The 17,912-nt window shown below is 42.6% G+C and carries 17 protein-coding genes; 2 read left to right on the forward strand and 15 right to left on the reverse strand.

What is annotated here, in order from left to right; translation table 11 throughout:
* From rsfS to OKIT_RS07620, 15 genes are all read right to left on the reverse strand, one after another.
* A complete protein-coding gene (gene rsfS / locus OKIT_RS07550; RefSeq protein WP_007746629.1) occupies positions 1-363 on the reverse strand; it encodes a ribosome silencing factor in 363 nt (120 codons plus the stop codon).
* A complete protein-coding gene (gene yqeK, locus OKIT_RS07555) occupies positions 364-933 on the reverse strand; it encodes a bis(5'-nucleosyl)-tetraphosphatase (symmetrical) YqeK (RefSeq protein WP_007746630.1) in 570 nt (189 codons plus the stop codon). It abuts the gene before it with no gap.
* Positions 933-1,586, reverse strand: coding sequence for a nicotinate-nucleotide adenylyltransferase (nadD, locus tag OKIT_RS07560; RefSeq protein ID WP_007746631.1), 654 nt, complete (start codon positions 1,584-1,586; stop codon positions 933-935). The genes yqeK and nadD overlap by 1 nt, the downstream gene beginning before the upstream one ends.
* On the reverse strand, positions 1,570-1,890 hold the full coding sequence (locus OKIT_RS07565) for a YhbY family RNA-binding protein (protein ID WP_007746632.1): 321 nt from the start codon (positions 1,888-1,890) through the stop codon (positions 1,570-1,572). The genes nadD and OKIT_RS07565 overlap by 17 nt, the downstream gene beginning before the upstream one ends.
* A gap of 14 nt (positions 1,891-1,904) precedes the next feature.
* Positions 1,905-3,059: a ribosome biogenesis GTPase YqeH gene (yqeH, locus tag OKIT_RS07570; RefSeq protein WP_007746634.1), complete on the reverse strand. Its 1,155-nt coding sequence runs from the start codon at positions 3,057-3,059 to the stop codon at positions 1,905-1,907.
* Positions 3,046-3,567, reverse strand: a complete 522-nt coding sequence (locus OKIT_RS07575; RefSeq protein WP_028291700.1) for a YqeG family HAD IIIA-type phosphatase — start codon at positions 3,565-3,567, stop codon at positions 3,046-3,048. The genes yqeH and OKIT_RS07575 overlap by 14 nt, the downstream gene beginning before the upstream one ends.
* A gap of 45 nt (positions 3,568-3,612) precedes the next feature.
* Positions 3,613-4,575, reverse strand: coding sequence for a 3'-5' exoribonuclease YhaM family protein (locus OKIT_RS07580; protein ID WP_007746636.1), 963 nt, complete (start codon positions 4,573-4,575; stop codon positions 3,613-3,615).
* The gene (locus OKIT_RS07585; protein WP_007746637.1) at positions 4,568-7,036 is read right to left on the reverse strand and encodes an ATP-binding protein; all 2,469 of its coding nucleotides are present in this window, start codon (positions 7,034-7,036) and stop codon (positions 4,568-4,570) included. The genes OKIT_RS07580 and OKIT_RS07585 overlap by 8 nt, the downstream gene beginning before the upstream one ends.
* Positions 7,033-8,253: a metallophosphoesterase family protein gene (locus OKIT_RS07590; RefSeq protein ID WP_007746639.1), complete on the reverse strand. Its 1,221-nt coding sequence runs from the start codon at positions 8,251-8,253 to the stop codon at positions 7,033-7,035. The genes OKIT_RS07585 and OKIT_RS07590 overlap by 4 nt, the downstream gene beginning before the upstream one ends.
* 44 nt (positions 8,254-8,297) lie before the next feature.
* Positions 8,298-8,642, reverse strand: coding sequence for a YlbF family regulator (locus OKIT_RS07595; protein WP_007746641.1), 345 nt, complete (start codon positions 8,640-8,642; stop codon positions 8,298-8,300).
* A 44-nt stretch (positions 8,643-8,686) separates the two neighbouring features.
* Positions 8,687-10,714 carry a transglycosylase domain-containing protein gene (locus OKIT_RS07600; RefSeq protein WP_007746643.1) on the reverse strand — a complete coding sequence of 676 codons (2,028 nt, stop codon included), beginning with the start codon at positions 10,712-10,714 and terminating at the stop codon, positions 8,687-8,689.
* A gap of 2 nt (positions 10,715-10,716) precedes the next feature.
* Positions 10,717-12,417 (reverse strand): arginine--tRNA ligase, encoded by a 1,701-nt coding sequence (gene argS / locus OKIT_RS07605; RefSeq protein WP_007746644.1) that lies wholly within the window; start codon positions 12,415-12,417, stop codon positions 10,717-10,719.
* Between the two features lie 88 nt (positions 12,418-12,505).
* A complete protein-coding gene (locus tag OKIT_RS07610) occupies positions 12,506-12,784 on the reverse strand; it encodes a hypothetical protein (RefSeq protein WP_007746645.1) in 279 nt (92 codons plus the stop codon).
* A gap of 26 nt (positions 12,785-12,810) precedes the next feature.
* A complete protein-coding gene (locus OKIT_RS07615; protein WP_007746646.1) occupies positions 12,811-14,307 on the reverse strand; it encodes a Mur ligase family protein in 1,497 nt (498 codons plus the stop codon).
* A 45-nt stretch (positions 14,308-14,352) separates the two neighbouring features.
* Positions 14,353-15,489: an AAA family ATPase gene (locus OKIT_RS07620; RefSeq protein WP_007746647.1), complete on the reverse strand. Its 1,137-nt coding sequence runs from the start codon at positions 15,487-15,489 to the stop codon at positions 14,353-14,355.
* 56 nt (positions 15,490-15,545) lie between these two features.
* On the opposite strand from OKIT_RS07620, the gene OKIT_RS07625 reads away from it, so the two are divergent.
* Together OKIT_RS07625 and OKIT_RS07630 are read left to right on the forward strand one after the other, a co-directional pair.
* Positions 15,546-16,727, forward strand: coding sequence for an aminotransferase class I/II-fold pyridoxal phosphate-dependent enzyme (locus OKIT_RS07625; protein ID WP_028291699.1), 1,182 nt, complete (start codon positions 15,546-15,548; stop codon positions 16,725-16,727).
* Complete coding sequence (locus tag OKIT_RS07630; RefSeq protein WP_007746649.1) at positions 16,720-17,901, forward strand: pyridoxal phosphate-dependent aminotransferase; 1,182 nt, start codon at positions 16,720-16,722, stop codon at positions 17,899-17,901. Before OKIT_RS07625 ends, OKIT_RS07630 begins: the two co-directional genes overlap by 8 nt.
* The last annotated feature ends 11 nt before the right edge of the window (positions 17,902-17,912 follow it).

The following is a 17,912-nucleotide window of genomic DNA, read 5'->3' on the forward strand; positions in this document are numbered from 1 at the left end:
TTAAAACTCAACCGTCACCCACTTAGAAACATCAATCGTTTTTGCATCACTCCAAAGATGCTCTAATTTATAATAATCTCTCTGCTCGCTAGTGAAAAGATGCACCACGATATCGCCAAAATCAACAAGGACCCAATCGCCTTGGCTAAGGCCTTCTACCTCCAAAGGGGCACGGTCAGCCTGGCTCAGCTGATCAATCAATTCATTCGCGATAGCTTTTACTTGGCGGTTCGTATCTGCGCTTGCGATCACAAAATAATCCGCAATGAATGAAATATTTTGAATATCTAAAGCAACAATCCGTTCTGCTTTCTTGCTATCAATAGCGGTGACAATTCTTTCCAGTAATTCTGTGTTTGTCAATTATTTTCCTCCAACCCAATGGTTATATGCGTAAATTGTTTTTGGATAAACTGCTTGATGATTCCGGACTAGCCGTGTCACTGAAAACTCAAGCTGCCAGGCCACACCATCATTCAATGATTGTTCGGTCACATCACGAGCCACATCCGTATCGGCAAAGTTACGGCCCAATTCAAGGAAATCAGCCATGAACACAATTTTATCAAGTGTGGTCATTTCAACGTCCGCCGTCGTATGGCGGCGCATTGAATTCAATAGTTCCTCATCTTCAATACCGAGTTCATCCTTAGCAAATTCAGCACCAACAACGCCATGCCAAATGGCACTATTCCAATTTTTCAAATCCGGATCCAGGTGTTTTTTATCAATCTCAGCCAAAAAGTCATCGGCTGGACGCTCTTTAGCATAATCGTGAATCAAACCACCAATTCTAGCCTTTTCAGTATCGTAGTGATTCAGTTCTGCTAAATGAACCGCATACTCACCGGTTCGTACGACGTGTTCAAACCTTTCCCGAGACAAAGCTGCTTTTATTTCTGGGTAAAGCTGATCATATTTTGGATAAGTCATTACAAAAACCTCCCTTGGTATAAACCGTATTCGGCAATGTATGCTGCAACCACATCCGGAATCAGATAGCGGACAGATTGACGAGTGCGTAACCGAGATCTGATATCCGACGAAGAAATATTTAACCAATTCACATAAACCCAAATCGCCTGAAAATCAGAATTGCGGGCAACACCCGGCTCTTCAATTGCAACTAGATGAACTAATTTAGTCAGAGACGAGACTTGATCCCAACTCGAAATCTGCCTGATTAAATGGGCACCCATAATCAGATAGTAATCATTTTCTGGATGGGCAGTCGTCAATTTCTTTAAAACGCTGTAGGTTGACTGTTGTCCGCCATCATGAATCGGCGTCAACTCGATATCGAATTTAGAATTGCCACGAATAGCTAAACGAATCATCTCCGACCGTGTTGAGGGTTCAACAGCATTCTCATGTGTACCGCCAAACGGAACAGCGTCAGGCATAAAATAAACGCGATCCAAGCCTAATTGCGTACATACTTGTTCAGCAGCAATTAACTGACCATTGTGAATAGGATTGAAAGTCCCGCCGAAAATACCAATCCGATGCTTTTCTTTAAGACGATCCAAAGAGGTCTCCGGCTGAGATAATGCTGTCATTGATGAAAAACTAGTTAGCAAGTTCATTTACCTCAAGAGAAATTTTTTGATAATCCGGATTCGTGGCAGGTAAATAAAGCAGCAGTGTGTGCCCAATTTTTTGGGCAACCGTGATTTGAGAATTTTTCTGAATAAAATTAATTGCATCATCAATATCAGAACTGCTGTTCTGCTGCAGACTGATTTTAATCAATTCCCGAACGCGCAATGCATCCAGCACCTCTCCTAGCCAAACCTTGCTTAAGCCATTTTTTCCTATACTAAAAACCGCTGGCAGTTGGTTGCCTTGTGCGCGGAGATATCTTTTTTGTTTGCCTGATAAAATTTCCATTTCTTTTATTCTATCTAAATTTCGGCTTGGCGTACGGAAAAGGCCACACCTTTCGGCAAATGCAGGCGAATTGTCGTTGAATTACGGAAAGTCACCCACCCTAAACCAGAAATAACAACATCCTGACCGGGCAGAACTTTGATTTCCTGACTAATCCAATCCATCGCCGACTCAGTAATCGGCAGCAAAGTTTTGCCAGCTTGGAGCCTGAAGAAATCAGATGATTTTTCTGTTTTACCACGATGAAGCATCAAATTATTTTCAAAATAAGCTGTGATTGAGATATTCTGTCGATTCAAGAAATCCATCCAGCCCAAGCTGCCAAAGAATATTGTCTGACCGGATTGCAACTGAAAAGTGCGTGCCTTGATCTCCTTATTAGGCAGCAAATACTTATAATCTTTGGGGCTGACAACGTGAGTCATTTGTGAAGCATGTATGATTCCCGGTGTATCGATAATCGCCGTTTTCTCAGTCAATGGAATGACTATCCTGTCCAGCGTCGTACCTGGAAAACGGGATGTGGTAATTACTGATCCTTTGCCAGACAAAGCTTTAATGATCTGGTTAATCAAAGTAGACTTGCCTACATTCGTGACGCCAACTACGTAAATTTCCGGGTAGCGATCAAGATAGTCATCAATTTCATTTAAAAGCGTTTCACCGGCGTCGCCCTTATCTGCAGACAAAACAATAGTCCGAACAGCCTGAATGCCTTGTTTACCAGCCTCTCTTTGCAGCCAGTCAGCTAATTTATGTTTTTTGACCGATTTAGGCAGAACATCAGCCTTATTGCCGACAATCACAATGGGATTATTACCAATAAAACGTGAAATACCATTGATCATTGATCCGCTAACGTCAAACAGATCAATTAAATACAGGACAAGTGCCTTTTTATCAGCAATTGCCGACAGAATCTTTTGAAAATGGCTGGACTCCAGTGCCACTGGCTGAATTTGATTGTAATGGCGCAGCTTAAAACAACGCTCGCATAATAAATCAATTGGATCATCGGGCGATGTAAGTCCGGCTAAATAATCATGTAATTTACTGGCCTTGATATATCCTGCCTGGTCAGGATCTGTCGTTTGAAACAAAGAGCCGCAGCCGATACAGGTAATGCCTTCATCCAGGATCTGTTGAATTTGATCATTATTTAGGGTCAATTAAGTCATCCTCCCAGTGAATTTCTTTGTGGCCGGTAATAATTTTAGCAATCTGGCGATTGATTCTAGTCGGAAGACCGTCCGTCTGCGTCAGGGGCTGGACCAAAACACTCCGTACCCCGGCTAAATTGGATGCAATGATGTCTGTGGTAATTTGGTCGCCAACCATGATCACTTCATCTTTGGTGAGATCAAAATCACGCAATGTTTTTTTGATACCACGCGGCAAGGGTTTCCAGGACCAGGATTCAAAAGGGACTCCCAAGGCCGTCACTGCCCTTTTGACCCTAGCAGTCGAATTATTCGAAACGACGATCAAATTAATCTTGGCCTGCTGCAATTTTGCATGCCAATCAAAAAAATCCCGATCGCCTTCAGGCCGGTTCCAGGCAACGAGAGTATTATCTAAATCCGCTAAAACTGTTGTGATACCGCGTGACTGAAGTGCTTTCGGGCTGATCCCCCAGACACGTTTGACTCGATAGGTTGGTTCAAATATCATACGCATTAAATGTTATTGTATCAATTCCCCTTCATAAGTTTGCTGCTCGTTTTACTTGCTATCATCATCAGTCAATAAACCATCTTTGGGATGGTAATAAGATAAATTGTCTGCACCAAATATTTTTTCTGAAAATCCGCCAGCAGCTGTCTTACCGACAGCATCTGTAATCATTTGAATATGTGCATCCAAATCATCCAATTTCGATAAAACATAAGCCTCTAATTCTTTAGGGGATTCCGGCGAACCAAATTCTGGCTTGTTGTGGTGGCTGATCATCAGATGCCTCAATAAAATCATATCTTCTGAAGCTAAATCAAAACCAAGTTCGGTTGCTGCCTGCACGATAATTTCATCACCGATCACAATGTGCCCCAACAGTTGTCCTTCCATTGTATATTCAGTTCCAACCGGGCCGGAAAGTTCAACTACTTTACCAATATCATGAATCAAAGCGCCAGCTAGCAATAAGGAACGATTAATTTGTGGATATAAATCTGTGACTTTCAAAGCTAATTTAGCAATAGAAAGAGAGTGAAAGGCCAGGCCGCCGCGAAAAGCATGATGGATTTTCTTAGCTGCCGGGAATTCGTAGTAGGCATCTGCATATTTGTTTAAAATATTGCGTACAACACGATTCCAAGTCGGGTTCGTAATTTGAAAGAGCAAATCATTGATTTGCGACTGCAATTCCTTTCGAGAAATTGGAGAACTAATTTCATAAATCGACGGATCGCTTGGTTCGCTGTCGCTGGCAAGGCGAATATCTTGGATTTTTAATTGCGGTTTGCCTTGGTATTCATCTTGAATAGCCGTGACGTAAACAACCTTCCCAGCAATATAGTTTTCGCTATCCTGTTCACTGGCATCCCAAATATTTGTCTGAATTTCACCCGAACGATCAGTTAAAGTCAAGCGGATATAGGGAGATCCCTTACTAGTGGACCGTTTTTCGGCTGTTTTAATCAGCAGATAAATACTATAGTTGTCACCCTTTTTATGTTCATTAAGCATTTGCCAGTGCTCCTAAGTCAATGATATTCGTTTCCATGAAATTTTGGTCATGATTGGCAGTAAAATAAATGACTTGATATTTTTCAGCCAGATGGTTCAGGATGCGATCCATGACATCTTTTCTTGAGGCATCAAAGTTGACAAAACTATCATCAATTAAGAAAGGCAGTGGATTCTTCACTGCTAATGATTCAGCAAAGGCAAGCCTCAATGCGACATAGAGCTGTTCGGAGCTTCCCTTGGAAAGCTCATAAGCATAAAAATGGTCACCCTGGCCGTTTGTAACCAACAGGGCATGATCCTGAAAAATAATTTCACGATATTTGCCGTCAGTCAGTTCAGAGAAATAGGCTTCAGCTTGTTTTTTAATTTCAGGCATTCGCTCATGGCTGATTTCATACAAACTTTCATTAATCCAGCTGGCCGCCAGCCGGTTCGTGAAATACCCCTCTAATTCATTATTAATTTCGGTTTCTAAATCAGCCCGCTGCTGTAATTTATCCTGATAATCGCGATCTCCGCTTAAACTCATCAGTTGAGATTGAACGGTTAACAATTGCCCATTCACGTCTTGTATTTTTGCATCGAGATTTGTCAGCTGAGCCTTGGCAGCTTGAATCTTCAAAATAATCTGATCGATTCCTCCCAGCTGATTAATCATTGCTTCTTTGTCAGTTGTGAGAACCTGTTCAATATTCTGTAAATGATCCTGCCGCTGTTGTGCCGATGAACGTGCTGCCAGCAGTTTTTGAAACTCGGAATAATCAGTGACTTTAAGACTATCAAAAATCTGCCGCTGCTGATTCTTTAAATCATTTAGATGATTTTGCTGTTGTTGACGGTTATCTTCGACTAAACGCTTTTGTTCGGCAGAAAGTGCGGCTGACCGTTTTTCATCCCGAATCTCATTGAGAAGTACCTGAATCTGTCCAACAAGCGTATCGTGGCTCTGTGCAGAATCCGGTAAATACTGTTTTAACGGCATAGCCAATTTTAAAAGCGAATCAATTTTATAGAGCTGTCCCTGTTTTTGTTTGACAAGCTGATTAAAGTTTTGAACTTTCTCATCATATTCCTGTAATTCTCTTTGAGATGCAGTAATCAGCGCCAAATCGGTCTGTGTGCCGTAACCGTATCCTGACAAGTCGATTGATTCTTTTTTAGGGCGTTCAAAAAACGCCAGCAAGCCGCCAATGATCAGGCCGCCCGCGCCGCAGATAAAAAATGGTAGTGGAAATTCAAGAGAAAGAAAGCCATATACGATGCCCAAAACTCCCGCAACAGCCAAGATAATGCCAATGATAAAAAAGGCTGATATCTTTGTTTTTGGCTGAATGTTCAAGCCTTGCGGCAAAGGCTTTGGAATCGGATCATTAAACTTGACCTTCAAATCAGCATGTAATTGATCCAATCGGCTGGAGAGAACTTTTAACTCATTTTTGGTCTGGTCAAATAGGTTGTTACCAGCAATAAGATTTGGAATCGACTGATCCAAAAGATCCAAATCTCGCTGATTGTTTTTATAAATTGTTAAAAGCGGGTTTTCAGAAATCTCGGTAGAATGGTCGCTTCCCTCGTCTAGATCAATGCCGTTGATCTGACCTTCCAATTTTTCAACTTGTGCAGCTGTACTATCTGTCAAAGCTGTGATTTGCGCGTCCGAAAAAGCCTCCAGATCGGAGCTACCCGCTGCAAGTTCATTTTTTTCGGCATATAAATCAGATAAATCTGCTAACTTTGTAAATTGACCGATCTGAATCTGTAATTTCTTTTGCTGACTCTCCACTTCCTCTAATTGATGCACCAAGCGGTCTTTGTTTTCCTCGGCCTGGCGATATTGAGACAGCTGGCCAGTCATGGCATCAATTTGAGTATCAAGATCTTCAAAGTCCTTAATAAGTCGATTTATCGGTCGCTTAGCGGTCTTAGTGACACCAAAACGGTCGCTGGCAGATTTATCCAGTGCTGCGCTCAATTCCTGCCATCGATCTGCGTTAACAGCCGAAAAACTTAGCAGGCGATTTGACAAATCTTTGCCAGACAGATTTCTAATTTCATTCAATTGTTCTTGATCAAAAGAAAAAATATCTTGAAAACTGTCTTCTGTAAAAGGTGCCAGCAATTGTTTCAACTGGTCCTCGGGATTAGGAGATTCTACGCCATTAGGGGCCTTAACAGATAAACGGGACTGTGTCCTGCCTAAACGGGAAATCTCCCAAAGACGCTGGTCTTTTTCTAAAAGCAGGCTGCCGCCATATTGTGCACCGTTGTGTGGTTCGTACAAATTGCTGGCTTGACGTTTGTTTTGTGTAAATCCAAAAAGAACGCCGCTGATAAACTGGCGCAATGTCGATTTGCCGCTCTCATTTTCCCCGTAAACAACTTGCAAATCATTTCTCAGATCAAGGTCAAAATCTGAAAATTTTCCAAAACCAACAATATGGAGTTTTCTAATGATCATATATCTGCCCTCTGTGAAATCAGCCTTTGTGCCGTCGACATCAGCTGCGTTTGAACAGCTGGGTCTGTAAAGTGGTCGATGATAAATTGTTCTTTTCGAGAAAATGTCTTAGCGACATCCCGATTAAAAAGCTCGGCATCAAAGACATTTTCTTTTGCCTGCTGCCAAAAACGCGAGTCTAGATGGCTAAATGGCTGTGTCTGGCCTGATTCATTGATATTAATCCGAATAATGCATTGCTTAAAGGGCAGGCTTCTTGTATTGATCAGATCAAGAAAACTTGAATCGGTCAGTTGTTCCCTGATTTTGTCGGATAAATTAAACGATAAATTCAAAGTCAAGATATTCAGCACTAATTTGTTCGTATTCTTTGCCTGCATCGCATTGATGATCATATCGTTTAATTTGGGCAGCAAAGAACTGTCCTGAATGGACAGTGAAATCGGTTGAAAAATGAACTTGCTTGTCGGCAGGAATTTAGCGCTCAGATGCTGTTGCTGCTCATCTTCGTCAGAGACAAGATAAACGCCTTTCTCGCCTGTTTCAGTCAAATCTAATCCTTGAGGATCTCCAGAATAAACAATAGCTGGGCTTTTGGATAAGACTTGGCGAACATGAATGTGTCCTAAAGCCCAATAATCATAATTAAGTGCTTGCAGCTGATCGACCGTAAATGGCGCATATTGATTGGCAGCGTTATCGCCAAGGCTGCCATGATACATACCAATTTCATAAGCGACCGATTGATCCCTGGCAGGGTATAAACTGACTAGACTTTCCTGCGGGTTTCTGACAGCAAAACTTGTTCCAGAAATAGCAATCCGTTTGCCATCCCAAGAATCGTGATAGAAAGTCTTTGCCCGGCCTCTTGGAAAAACATGAACGTTATCCGGCCAAAGAAAGTCATGATCGGCATCCGACTGAAAATCATGGTTGCCAAAGGACACAAAAGCAGCAATACCAGCCTGTTTGAGAGATTCAAATTGCTGGTTCAAAAAATTATAAAGATAAGCACTCTGCTGACTAGAATCAAAAAGATCTCCAGGAAATAAAACAAAATCAACATGTTGGTCAATGGCCAAATCGATGACATTTTTAAAAGCCGAAAAAGTCGCAAAACTGATTTCTTTTCTAATCGGCAAAGGAATAGTTATTTTACGGTCAATACCATTAATCGTATTTCCTAAATGCATATCTGCTGCGTGAATAAATTTCATTTTCCCTCTTTATTTAAAAAACCGGCCAAGCAAATCCCTGCCGGTTACTTCTTTGAATATAGTGCATTCAGCGGCGCGGTGATCAATTCATTCACTTCACCCAGCATATTATTCAAATTCTGTTCAAACGCACTGAGATCTTTAATCGGCTGCAGCTCTTGTGCCTTTTGAGCAGTTGACTGCCAGCTTTGAATCTGTTCTGGCTTAGGTTCCTGCCCTTGTTCTTGCAAACGCTGAATCTCCTGCTGAGCAGCCTGAAATTCCGTAAATGCGTTATTGGACTCAGGATCCTCTCTAACTTTTGCTAGTGCTCTGCTAAGGTCAGCAAACTCCTGAGTATCTTGTAATTCTCTGGCCATTAATTTGGCCTGGTCATATAATGCCGTCATTTTTTCTCCTGTTTCTAATCAATTTTATCAAAGGTCGACTTGGATTACCGGTTAAATTGTTCTTGAATAAACTGCGATAGGTTCTGTCCAAAATCGTTGATTTTTTTACCAAATTGCTTGGCTGACTGCCCCAGTCGATTAAAAAATGTCCACACCTGGTCTGTCCAAGATTGCGGAACAGGCTCACCAAAAGGCGTTCTAGGCGAATTCGCGATAAATTGTGTTGTTTGCGCCTGAAAAAGCGGTCCCAAAGATTGGTTCAGAAATACAGGCAATGTTTTACCGGAACTGGAAATATCATATCCCTGCCAGGAGACAGTCACGATGTCTGGGGTATAGGCGGCAGCCCAAAGATCTTTAGATGCATTCGGGATGGCAGTATTATCAACGTCTTCGGTTGTCCCTGTTTTACCTGCTACACGATAATTGGCCGGTGCTGCACCCGCGCCAGTACCAGTCTGGTAAACTCGGAACATCATATTAGTCATCTGGCTCGCATCAGATGCGGAAATAATTTGTTTTTGAGAAAAATCAGGATGGCTGACAATCACCTTGCCGCTTGCATCTAAAATCCGCGTAATATAGTGTGCTTGAGACATTCTCCCTCTATTAGCAAAAGCAGTATATGCCTGAGCCATTTGCTGAGGTGAAACACCTTGAGACATGCCGCCTAAGGCCAACGCTAAATTCTCATCGCCCTTTTGAACTGGCAGACCAAAATCTTTTGCATATTGATAGCCTGTTCTGACTCCGATTTTATTGAGAAGATAGACGGCTGGAATATTATATGAATTTGCAATCGCTGTTGACATATCGACATCTGGCGACTGATATCCTAACGCGTTTTCCGGTCGGTATTTGCCAGGAAAAGTCATGACTTGATTCGGGAACAAGTTGTTTGGCCGAAATCCCCGGCTTAAGGCTGGTGCATAAACGACAAGCGGCTTGATCAAAGAACCTGGCGAACGCCTAGCTTGAATAGCTCTGTTAAATCCGCGAAAGACATGTTCACCTCGGCCGCCCACGACAGCGAGCACGCCGCCTGTCCGAGCGTCTAAGGCAATCGAAGCAGACTGATTGTCGGCAACTGGAAATAAAGCAGGGTTAGCATAATCCATCTGCAAGTCCCGCTGATCTGTTTGATCAAGCGTCGTATAAATACGATAACCCCGGTTCATAACCTCAGTCTCGGTCAGATGATATTTATTAATTGCCTCATTAATGACCGCATCAAAGAACCAGGGATATTGATAATTCGTAGCATGATTAACAGACGGATTTTTAGCACCAAGCGGTTGTTTTTTGGCGAAATCAGCATCAGCCTGGCTTAATTTCCGGTTTGCCACCATATTTTGAAGCACAGTATTACGTCGATCAGCCGCAAGGCGCGGATACCGGGTCGGGTCATAAATAGTTGGATTAGCCAGCATGCCGGCAATCGAAGCGGCTTGAGAGGGTGATAGTTGTGAGACAGGGACACCGAAATAGCCTTGTGCTGCATCGGCCACACCGTAAATATTGTGGCCAAAATAAGACGAATTCAAATACATGGCAAGAATCTGGTCTTTGCTGTAGTGTTTTTCGATTTCTATTGCTAGAAAAAGTTCTTTGAATTTCCGATTGAAGGTCTGCTGCTGGCCCAAATACGCATTTTTTGCCAGCTGCTGTGTGATAGTTGACCCGCCTCCAGAAATATAATTCCTGCCAGTTAATTTATTCCACACAAATAGCAGCAACGCACGGCTCAACCCCTTAACAGAAAAACCGGGTTCTTGGTAAAATTGTCGATCCTCGGTTGAAAGAACCGCATTTTTTAAATTCACAGAGATGGCAGATAAGGATACTGTCTGCCCCTTCTGATCTGCTAACTGGCCAGCTTGATTGCCGTCTTTATCATAAATAAGTGTTGGTTTAGCTAATTGATCTGCTAAATTACCAACATTAGCCAGTTTAGCCTGTGCAACCAAAAATATTGAAGCAGACAAAAAAATAAACAAAACAAAGACAAAGGTCCAGCGAATCAACTGGAAACGGTGGTTGAAAGCTTTTAATTTTTGCCATTTATTTTGCAAAATTACATTTTATTTGGTGCAGCAACACCCAACAATTTCAGACCGCTTGCTAAAACATCCGCAACTGATTTAACCAGAGCTAAACGCGAGTTCAAATTCATGTCAGCAACTAAAATTTTGGTGTTGGCATAATAAGAATTGAATTCACGTGCCAGATTCAATAGATATTTAGCAATAATGCTAGGTTCTCTTAACTGCCAGGCCCTTTGGATGGCAGACCCGTACTCTGATAATTTGGCAACGATTCCCCAAGCTTCACTATCGGCCAAGCGAATCTCTTGTGTACTATCCACAGGCTGCGCTGCTTTTCTCAGAATACTCATTGCGCGAACGTGCGTGTATTGCACATATGGCCCAGTGTCGCCTTCAAACTGAACGATATCTTCCAAATTAAAGTCAATTGCCAAGTTACGGTCATTTTGCAGATCATTAAAAATGACGGCCCCAGTACCAACTTCTTCAGCTATCTGTTCAGCATTCTGCAGATCTGGATTTTTCTTAGCAATCTGCTCGGCGGCTAATTTGTGTGCAGCATCCAAGACATCTACCAAAGGGACGATATTGCCCTTCCTAGTCGACATCTTCTTACCGTTCATCGTAATCAAACCAAAACCAATATGTTCGATATTGTCGGCCCAGCCGTCCCCGGCCAGACGCAAAACGGCCTTCATCTGTTCGAAGTGATCCTTTTGCTCTGCACCAACAACATATAAAGCTTTATCAAAATGATAGTGATCCTGCCGATAGATAGCCGAAGCTAAATCCCGCGTAATATACTGTGTCGCACCGTCACTCCGTTTGATCATAGCAATCGGAAAATTGGCATCAGGAAGCAGCTTTGGCAGATCAACAATCTCAGCACCTTGAGACTTAGTCAGCAAACCCTTATCTGCCAATAATTGAACAACCGGTTCCATTTTGTCGTTATAAAAGGATTCGCCGTTCATTGAATCAAAAGTCACACCCAGACGATCGTAAATAGTTTGGAATTCTTTTAGAGAAACCTCTTTAAACCAGCTCCATAACTTGGTCGCTTCTGGATCGCCATCTTCCAGCTTTTTAAACCAGTGCCGCCCTTCATCCTTTAATTCAGGTTTCGTCTGCGCTTCATTATTAATACGCACATAAAGTTTAACCAATTCGTCTACGGGATTAGCATTAATCACTTGGTCATTGCCCCATCGCTTGTAGGAGGCAATCATGAGGCCGAATTGAGTACCCCAGTCCCCTAGAAAATTGATTTTAATTGTGTGGTAACCGTTAGCCTGCGCAATTTTGGAAATAGCCTCGCCAATAACCGTCGAACGCAAATGACCCATGCTCATAGGCTTGGCAATGTTTGGCGAGGAGAGATCAATGACAATATTTTTGCCTGCGCCATGCTGATTTTTTCCAAAATCAGCCTGTGTCAAAATCTGCTTAATAATTCGGCTGGTAAACTGATCGCGTTGAATAAAAAAATTAATGTAAGGCCCAACGGCTTCAATTTTCTCAAAACCATCAGCATTGAGTTTCTTGACGACATCTGCAGCTATATGCTGAGGTGCTTGATGAAATTGTTTAGCTAAAAAGAAGGTGGGAAAAGCATAATCTCCCCTTGCTAAATCTTTTGGTTTTTCGATTAATTGTTCCAGTTTTTCATTGCTTACTTGTTGACCCAGCGCTTGATTCAGCTTTTCTGAGATAATCTGCTTAAAATTCATAACTTTAATTATACAGAGCCTTTCCGATTAAAAAAACCGCATTTGGCGGTTCTAACAATATTGTATGTGTCTAAATAATTCCAACTAATCACGCATCATCATCGGTCTCAGTTTTTTTAGGCTTAGGACCGCGCTTAATGATTTCAACAGAATCCATCGGCACCACTGCCCGATGGTTCATTTCAGTAACCGTAATCTGATCATCTTTTTGGTTATCCGTAATTTCAATTAGAAGCGAATGTTCATAAATTCTTTCAACCTGCCCTGTGATCGGGTGCTGTAATCCGCCATAAGGCTCAGCCAACAGCACATCACCAACACGGAATCTTGAATTTTGTTCTGCTAATTCATTTGGTTTAAGTGGCATTTTTTCTCCTTAACCGTGCTATTCTATCAGATTTTCTCAATTTCAGCTAAATATTGCAAAGCTGCCTTCCGATCACCAAGATAAGGCACATCAATGTGATTGGTCTTTTGAAATGCATCGTCACCCTTAGCGGCCAGCAGCAGCAGATCCCCAGGGCCAGCCTGATCAATAGCGAGGTGGATTGCTTTTACGCGGTCTAACTCCTCGTGAAGCTCAACCTGGGGATTCGTAATGGCAGTTCGAATCTGATCATTAATAACGTGTGGATCCTCACTGCCAGGATCATCAGTCGTCAGATAAGCAATATCAACCATTTTGCTGATGACTTGGCCGAACTGTGCTCGCCTGTCCTCCCCTTTGTCTCCGGGAGAGCCCAAAACAATGATGATGCGTCCGCCCTGATGCTGAGATTTTAGAAAATTAAGCAAGGTCGAGACCGACTGGCCGTTATGGGCATAATCCACAATGATCAAACCATGTGATCTCGTCTTAATTTTGACCATTCTCCCAGGAATCTGCAAGTCGGCCAGCGCTTTTTTGGCGTTTTCCTTACTTGGATCAAAACCGATCGCTTCCAGCATCGTAATCGCAGTCACAGCATTATAAATATTAAAGCTGCCCGGAATATCTAATAAATATTGTGTCTCTCTTTGATTGTGGTTGACCGTAAATAAAGATTGGTCCAAATCCGCCCGCTGGATGGTAAAAGTCACATCGCTAGGAAGTTTTTCAGAAATTGAGAGCGTCTTGGCGCCGAAGGAACGAGCATGGTCAATAAATTCCTGGCCATGGGCATCGTCAATATTAGAAACAAATATATCAGAATTCTCAGCCAGCATTTTTTTCTTTGCTAGATAATCGGCAAAAGTCGGATGCTCATTGATGCCGATATGATCAGGACTGATATTCAAAAAAGCGCCAGCATTGAAATGGATGCCGAAAACACGCTTTTTGAGATATGATTGAGAACTGACTTCCATGACTAAATAATGGTCGCCCGCATCAATTGCACGGCGCATATTTCTAAACAGTTCGTAAGATTCCGGTGTCGTTAGATGGCTTTTAAAATGCAGTTCCGGGCTGAGGATTGTGTCGATTGTTGAAAAAAGAGCCGTCTGATGATTCGTTAATTGATCCAACATAGCATAGGCCATATACGAACTGCTAGTCTTGCCCTTGGTGCCAGTGATGCCTAAAATGGTCAGCTCTTTTTCCGGATGACCAAAAAAAGCTGCCGATAAAGAAGCCAGCGCAATTTGCGAATCAGAAACAAGCCATTGCGGCTTTTCCGTTTGAATTGATTTACTGGAGACAAAAGCTGAAATTTTTTCTAACAAATCCCTTGTCAGATAGTCTGCTTTAAAATCACCTTTGACGACAAATAAAGTACCTGGCTTGGTAACTTTCCGGGTATCAAACTGCAAATCCTGAAAAACCGTCGGCATATCAGGTGTTTGTTTCAGCAAAACGCCCGCTTCTCTGAGGGTCTTGTCAATAATAAGGCTTTCAAATCCTTCACTCATACTGTGACCATTGTAACGGTTTTTAATAAGAAACCCGGCAAAAAATCAACGGCGGTGTTCAATATCGAAACCTGTGTAGGCTTGAATGGCGTCCAGAGCCTGCAAATAACGCGCATAATATCCGGCTGGGTCATTGGGTTGATTTTTCGCATCCAAAACGACTAATTTATCGGCAAAACCATATTGATTAATCAAACGCAGCAATTCACGATGGTATTTAATCGGGTCGACAGCCGCCCCAGTGGCCCGAATAATCGTCCGTCTTTGGTCACTGAATGGCGGAATCACCAAAATCAGATCAATTTCTTCAGCAGAAATAGTTGTATTATACAAATGTTCTAACTGCTCTCGCTCGTCTTCATTTAGCAGCAAATTCGAATAGGCCTGCAAACTTATGGCATCACCATTAAAAATAGCCAGGCCGTTGTTAGCCGGAGAATTGATTTCGGTGGAATTGGCTTGATATTGGCCTTGGATAATATTGAGATAGTCTTTGATATCCATTTCGGAATCCGCAACATTCGAAGCCTCTTGATAAATTTCAGCAAAGTCATCGGAAAATGGCGAGTTCGCTGACCGCGCTAAACGTCTGATCAAGGTTGATTTTCCTGAATTGGCCCCACCCATGACAACAACTTTTTGTACGAAGTGCCGGCGAAAAACACGATTAATAAAATCCCAATATTTCAATGGATCCTGACGGATTTTTGTAGCAGAAATATTTAAAATTGTACGGTCCATTAGCGAGACACTATATTGCGGATCATCCCCCAAACGTTTTTCAATCTCGTCTTTATAATCCTGTTCGCCAGTATAAAAAATAATTTTTGCGTCTTTATTAACAATATTCCGCTTTACAATGGCGATCAGCTTTGCCAGCCAAACATCCCAGCCGTTTGGCATTTTTGGCATATTATCTTCATCAAGATAATCAACTTTAATCTGCCATTCATCAGCAAAAGCCTGGCGCAGATATCGAAAACGTTTGCGAAGCGGCAGTCCTATTTTTTCACCTCGATCGCCAGTATAGCCGGAAGTTACCACCAAAACACCGTCGTTTAGTGCGGCTGCTTTGTAAATCTCAGCCTGGTGGCCAACGTGCAAAGGCGCAAAAGTACCAAAAAAAACGCCGATCCGATCACCGGCTAAATCCTCTTTTTTAAGATTCGTGACATAATTCATCCCAATTATTCTAACATCGAACATGAGTTTGAGCTTGTCATACGTATAATAAAAATATGTCTAACTTCATACTTCCACTCAATAAAACTGTTGATCAACTGAAACGTGACCCAATCTTGGATTTTCAAGCCAAAATCCGTGATATCGAGGATCTAATTCAATTAACTTTTGGAGAACCCGGATTTGCTGTTGATGACCGCATCAAGGCCGTCGCAAAAGTATCAATCGGCCATGACCGCAGCCACTATGCAAATTCACAAGGAGAAACCAATCTCAGACGCGCAGCTGTGTCATATTTTAACCGTCATTTCGACATCCACCTGGACGGAATCGACCAGGTCTTAGTCACACAAGGCGTTAGTGAAGGAATTAACGTTGTTTTCATGACAATTCTGGAGCACGGCGATGGCGTGATTATTCCCGAACCAAGTTATTCACCCTATTCCACTAGCCTAGCCCTGGCTGGCGGCGTCAAAGTGGCTTTGGATACAGCTCCAGATAATTTCAAAATAACACCTGCCTCTATCGAGAGAGCTATTGATCAGGCCACCGTTCCTGTCAAAGCCATCTTGATTAATTATCCAAACAATCCCACCGGTGTCACCTACTCGGAATCTGAGTTATCTGCCATTGCGGCTACTTTGAAAAAGCACCGCATTTGGGTGATTTCAGACGAGATTTATGCAGCACTGACATATTCAGGGCAGCATAGTTCTCTTTATAGAATGCTGCCGGAGCAGACGATTTTGTTGACTGGCCTTTCAAAGTCCCACGCGATGACCGGATATCGAATCGGATTTATCTTTGGCGATGCAGCCTTGATTAAAAAAATGCTGACCGTCCACGAAGCACTAGCATTTGCCGTTTCCACATTGAGCCAGGATGCAGCCTTTGCGGCTTTGACAGTTGGTGAAGACGTGCCTGAATATGCATTAAAAGCCTACAGAAAACGACGTGACCGCCTGGTTAAACAATTAAAACTGCTTGGTTTTGAGCCAGTCAATCCGCAAGGTGCTTTTTATGTTTTTGCAAAAATTCCAGCTGCCTTTGGAAATGATGGTTACGATTTTGCAGTCCGTTTAGCCAATCAGGCAAAAGTCGCTGTATTACCGGGCGAAGCCTTCAGTAAAAACGCAAAAAACTATGTCCGAATTTCCTATGCCAGCTCGGACGCTGACTTAGACGAAGCATTGCAGAGAATGACAAATTATATTCAAGAAGGTGTTGACTATGTCTAAAGAATTGAATCCGCTCAGCAGGTTGGTAGAAAGAATCCCCCATGATCCCATGCTAGATTTTTTGGATAAAGTCGGACCGGTCGAGAATCTCATCGACCTCGGTTTTGGCGACCCTGATTTTGCGGTTGGCCAAACAACAAAAGAAGCATTCAAGCAATCAATCGATGCCGATCATTCTCACTATGCAGATGGCCAAGGCATCCTGCCTTTGCGTCAAGCAGCCTGCCATTTTTATAACGATAAATATGCTTGCGGTATCCAAGGGCCAGACGATATTTTAGTGACAGTTGGTGCGGCCGAAAGTATTAATTTAGCTTTGATGGCCATCGTTAATCCCCGTGACGGTGTGATGATCGTTGAACCGGAATATTCACAATATTCAAATTCAGTTCTGTTGGCTGGTGGCCAAAAAGTACCTGTCGACACAGCCACAAGCGATTTCAAACTGACGCCGGAATTGATTCAGCGAACTTATGATCAGGCTGCCGCTCAAGGTATCAAAGTAATTGCTATCATTGTTAATTACCCCAACAACCCGACCGGCAGCAGTTATAATTTGGACGAATTAACCGCCCTGGCAAATACATTTGAAAAACTGAATCTTTGGGTTCTCAGCGATGAAATCTATGCTGAACAGACATTTAAAGGATCACATCATTCTCTTTATGCCATCATTCCCGAACGCACAATTCTGATTACCGGCCTTTCCAAATCTCATTCAATGACCGGCTATCGCTTAGGCTTTGTCATTGCACATGGTGCTGTCATGACGGCTATGAGAAAAATACAGGATACACTGGTGACTTGTGTTGCAACGCCGATTCAAGAGGCAGCGGCCTCAGCTCTGACCTTGGACCCGGATGCAGGTATCAAAACAAGAAGCCGTTATCTAATGCGTGTCAGTAAAGTCGCTCATGCGTTAACAGATCTTGGTTTCCACGCTGATATTCCGACCGGTGCATTCTATGTATGGGCTAAGATTCCAGATAAATTCGGCGATGATGCCTTTCCATTTTGTGTTGAACTCGCACAAAAAGCCGGTGTGCAGATCTTTCCAGGTTCAATTTTCTCGGACACTGCTAAAGCTTATGTGCGTATTTCATGTGCTGGTGCCGATAAAGACCTTGATACGGCCATTAACCGCCTATCTGCCTATCTCAAAAAGCCGGCATAACATGTTAAAAT

It is taken from the genome of Oenococcus kitaharae DSM 17330 (assembly GCF_000241055.1).
GTDB classification, from domain to species: domain Bacteria; phylum Bacillota; class Bacilli; order Lactobacillales; family Lactobacillaceae; genus Oenococcus; species Oenococcus kitaharae.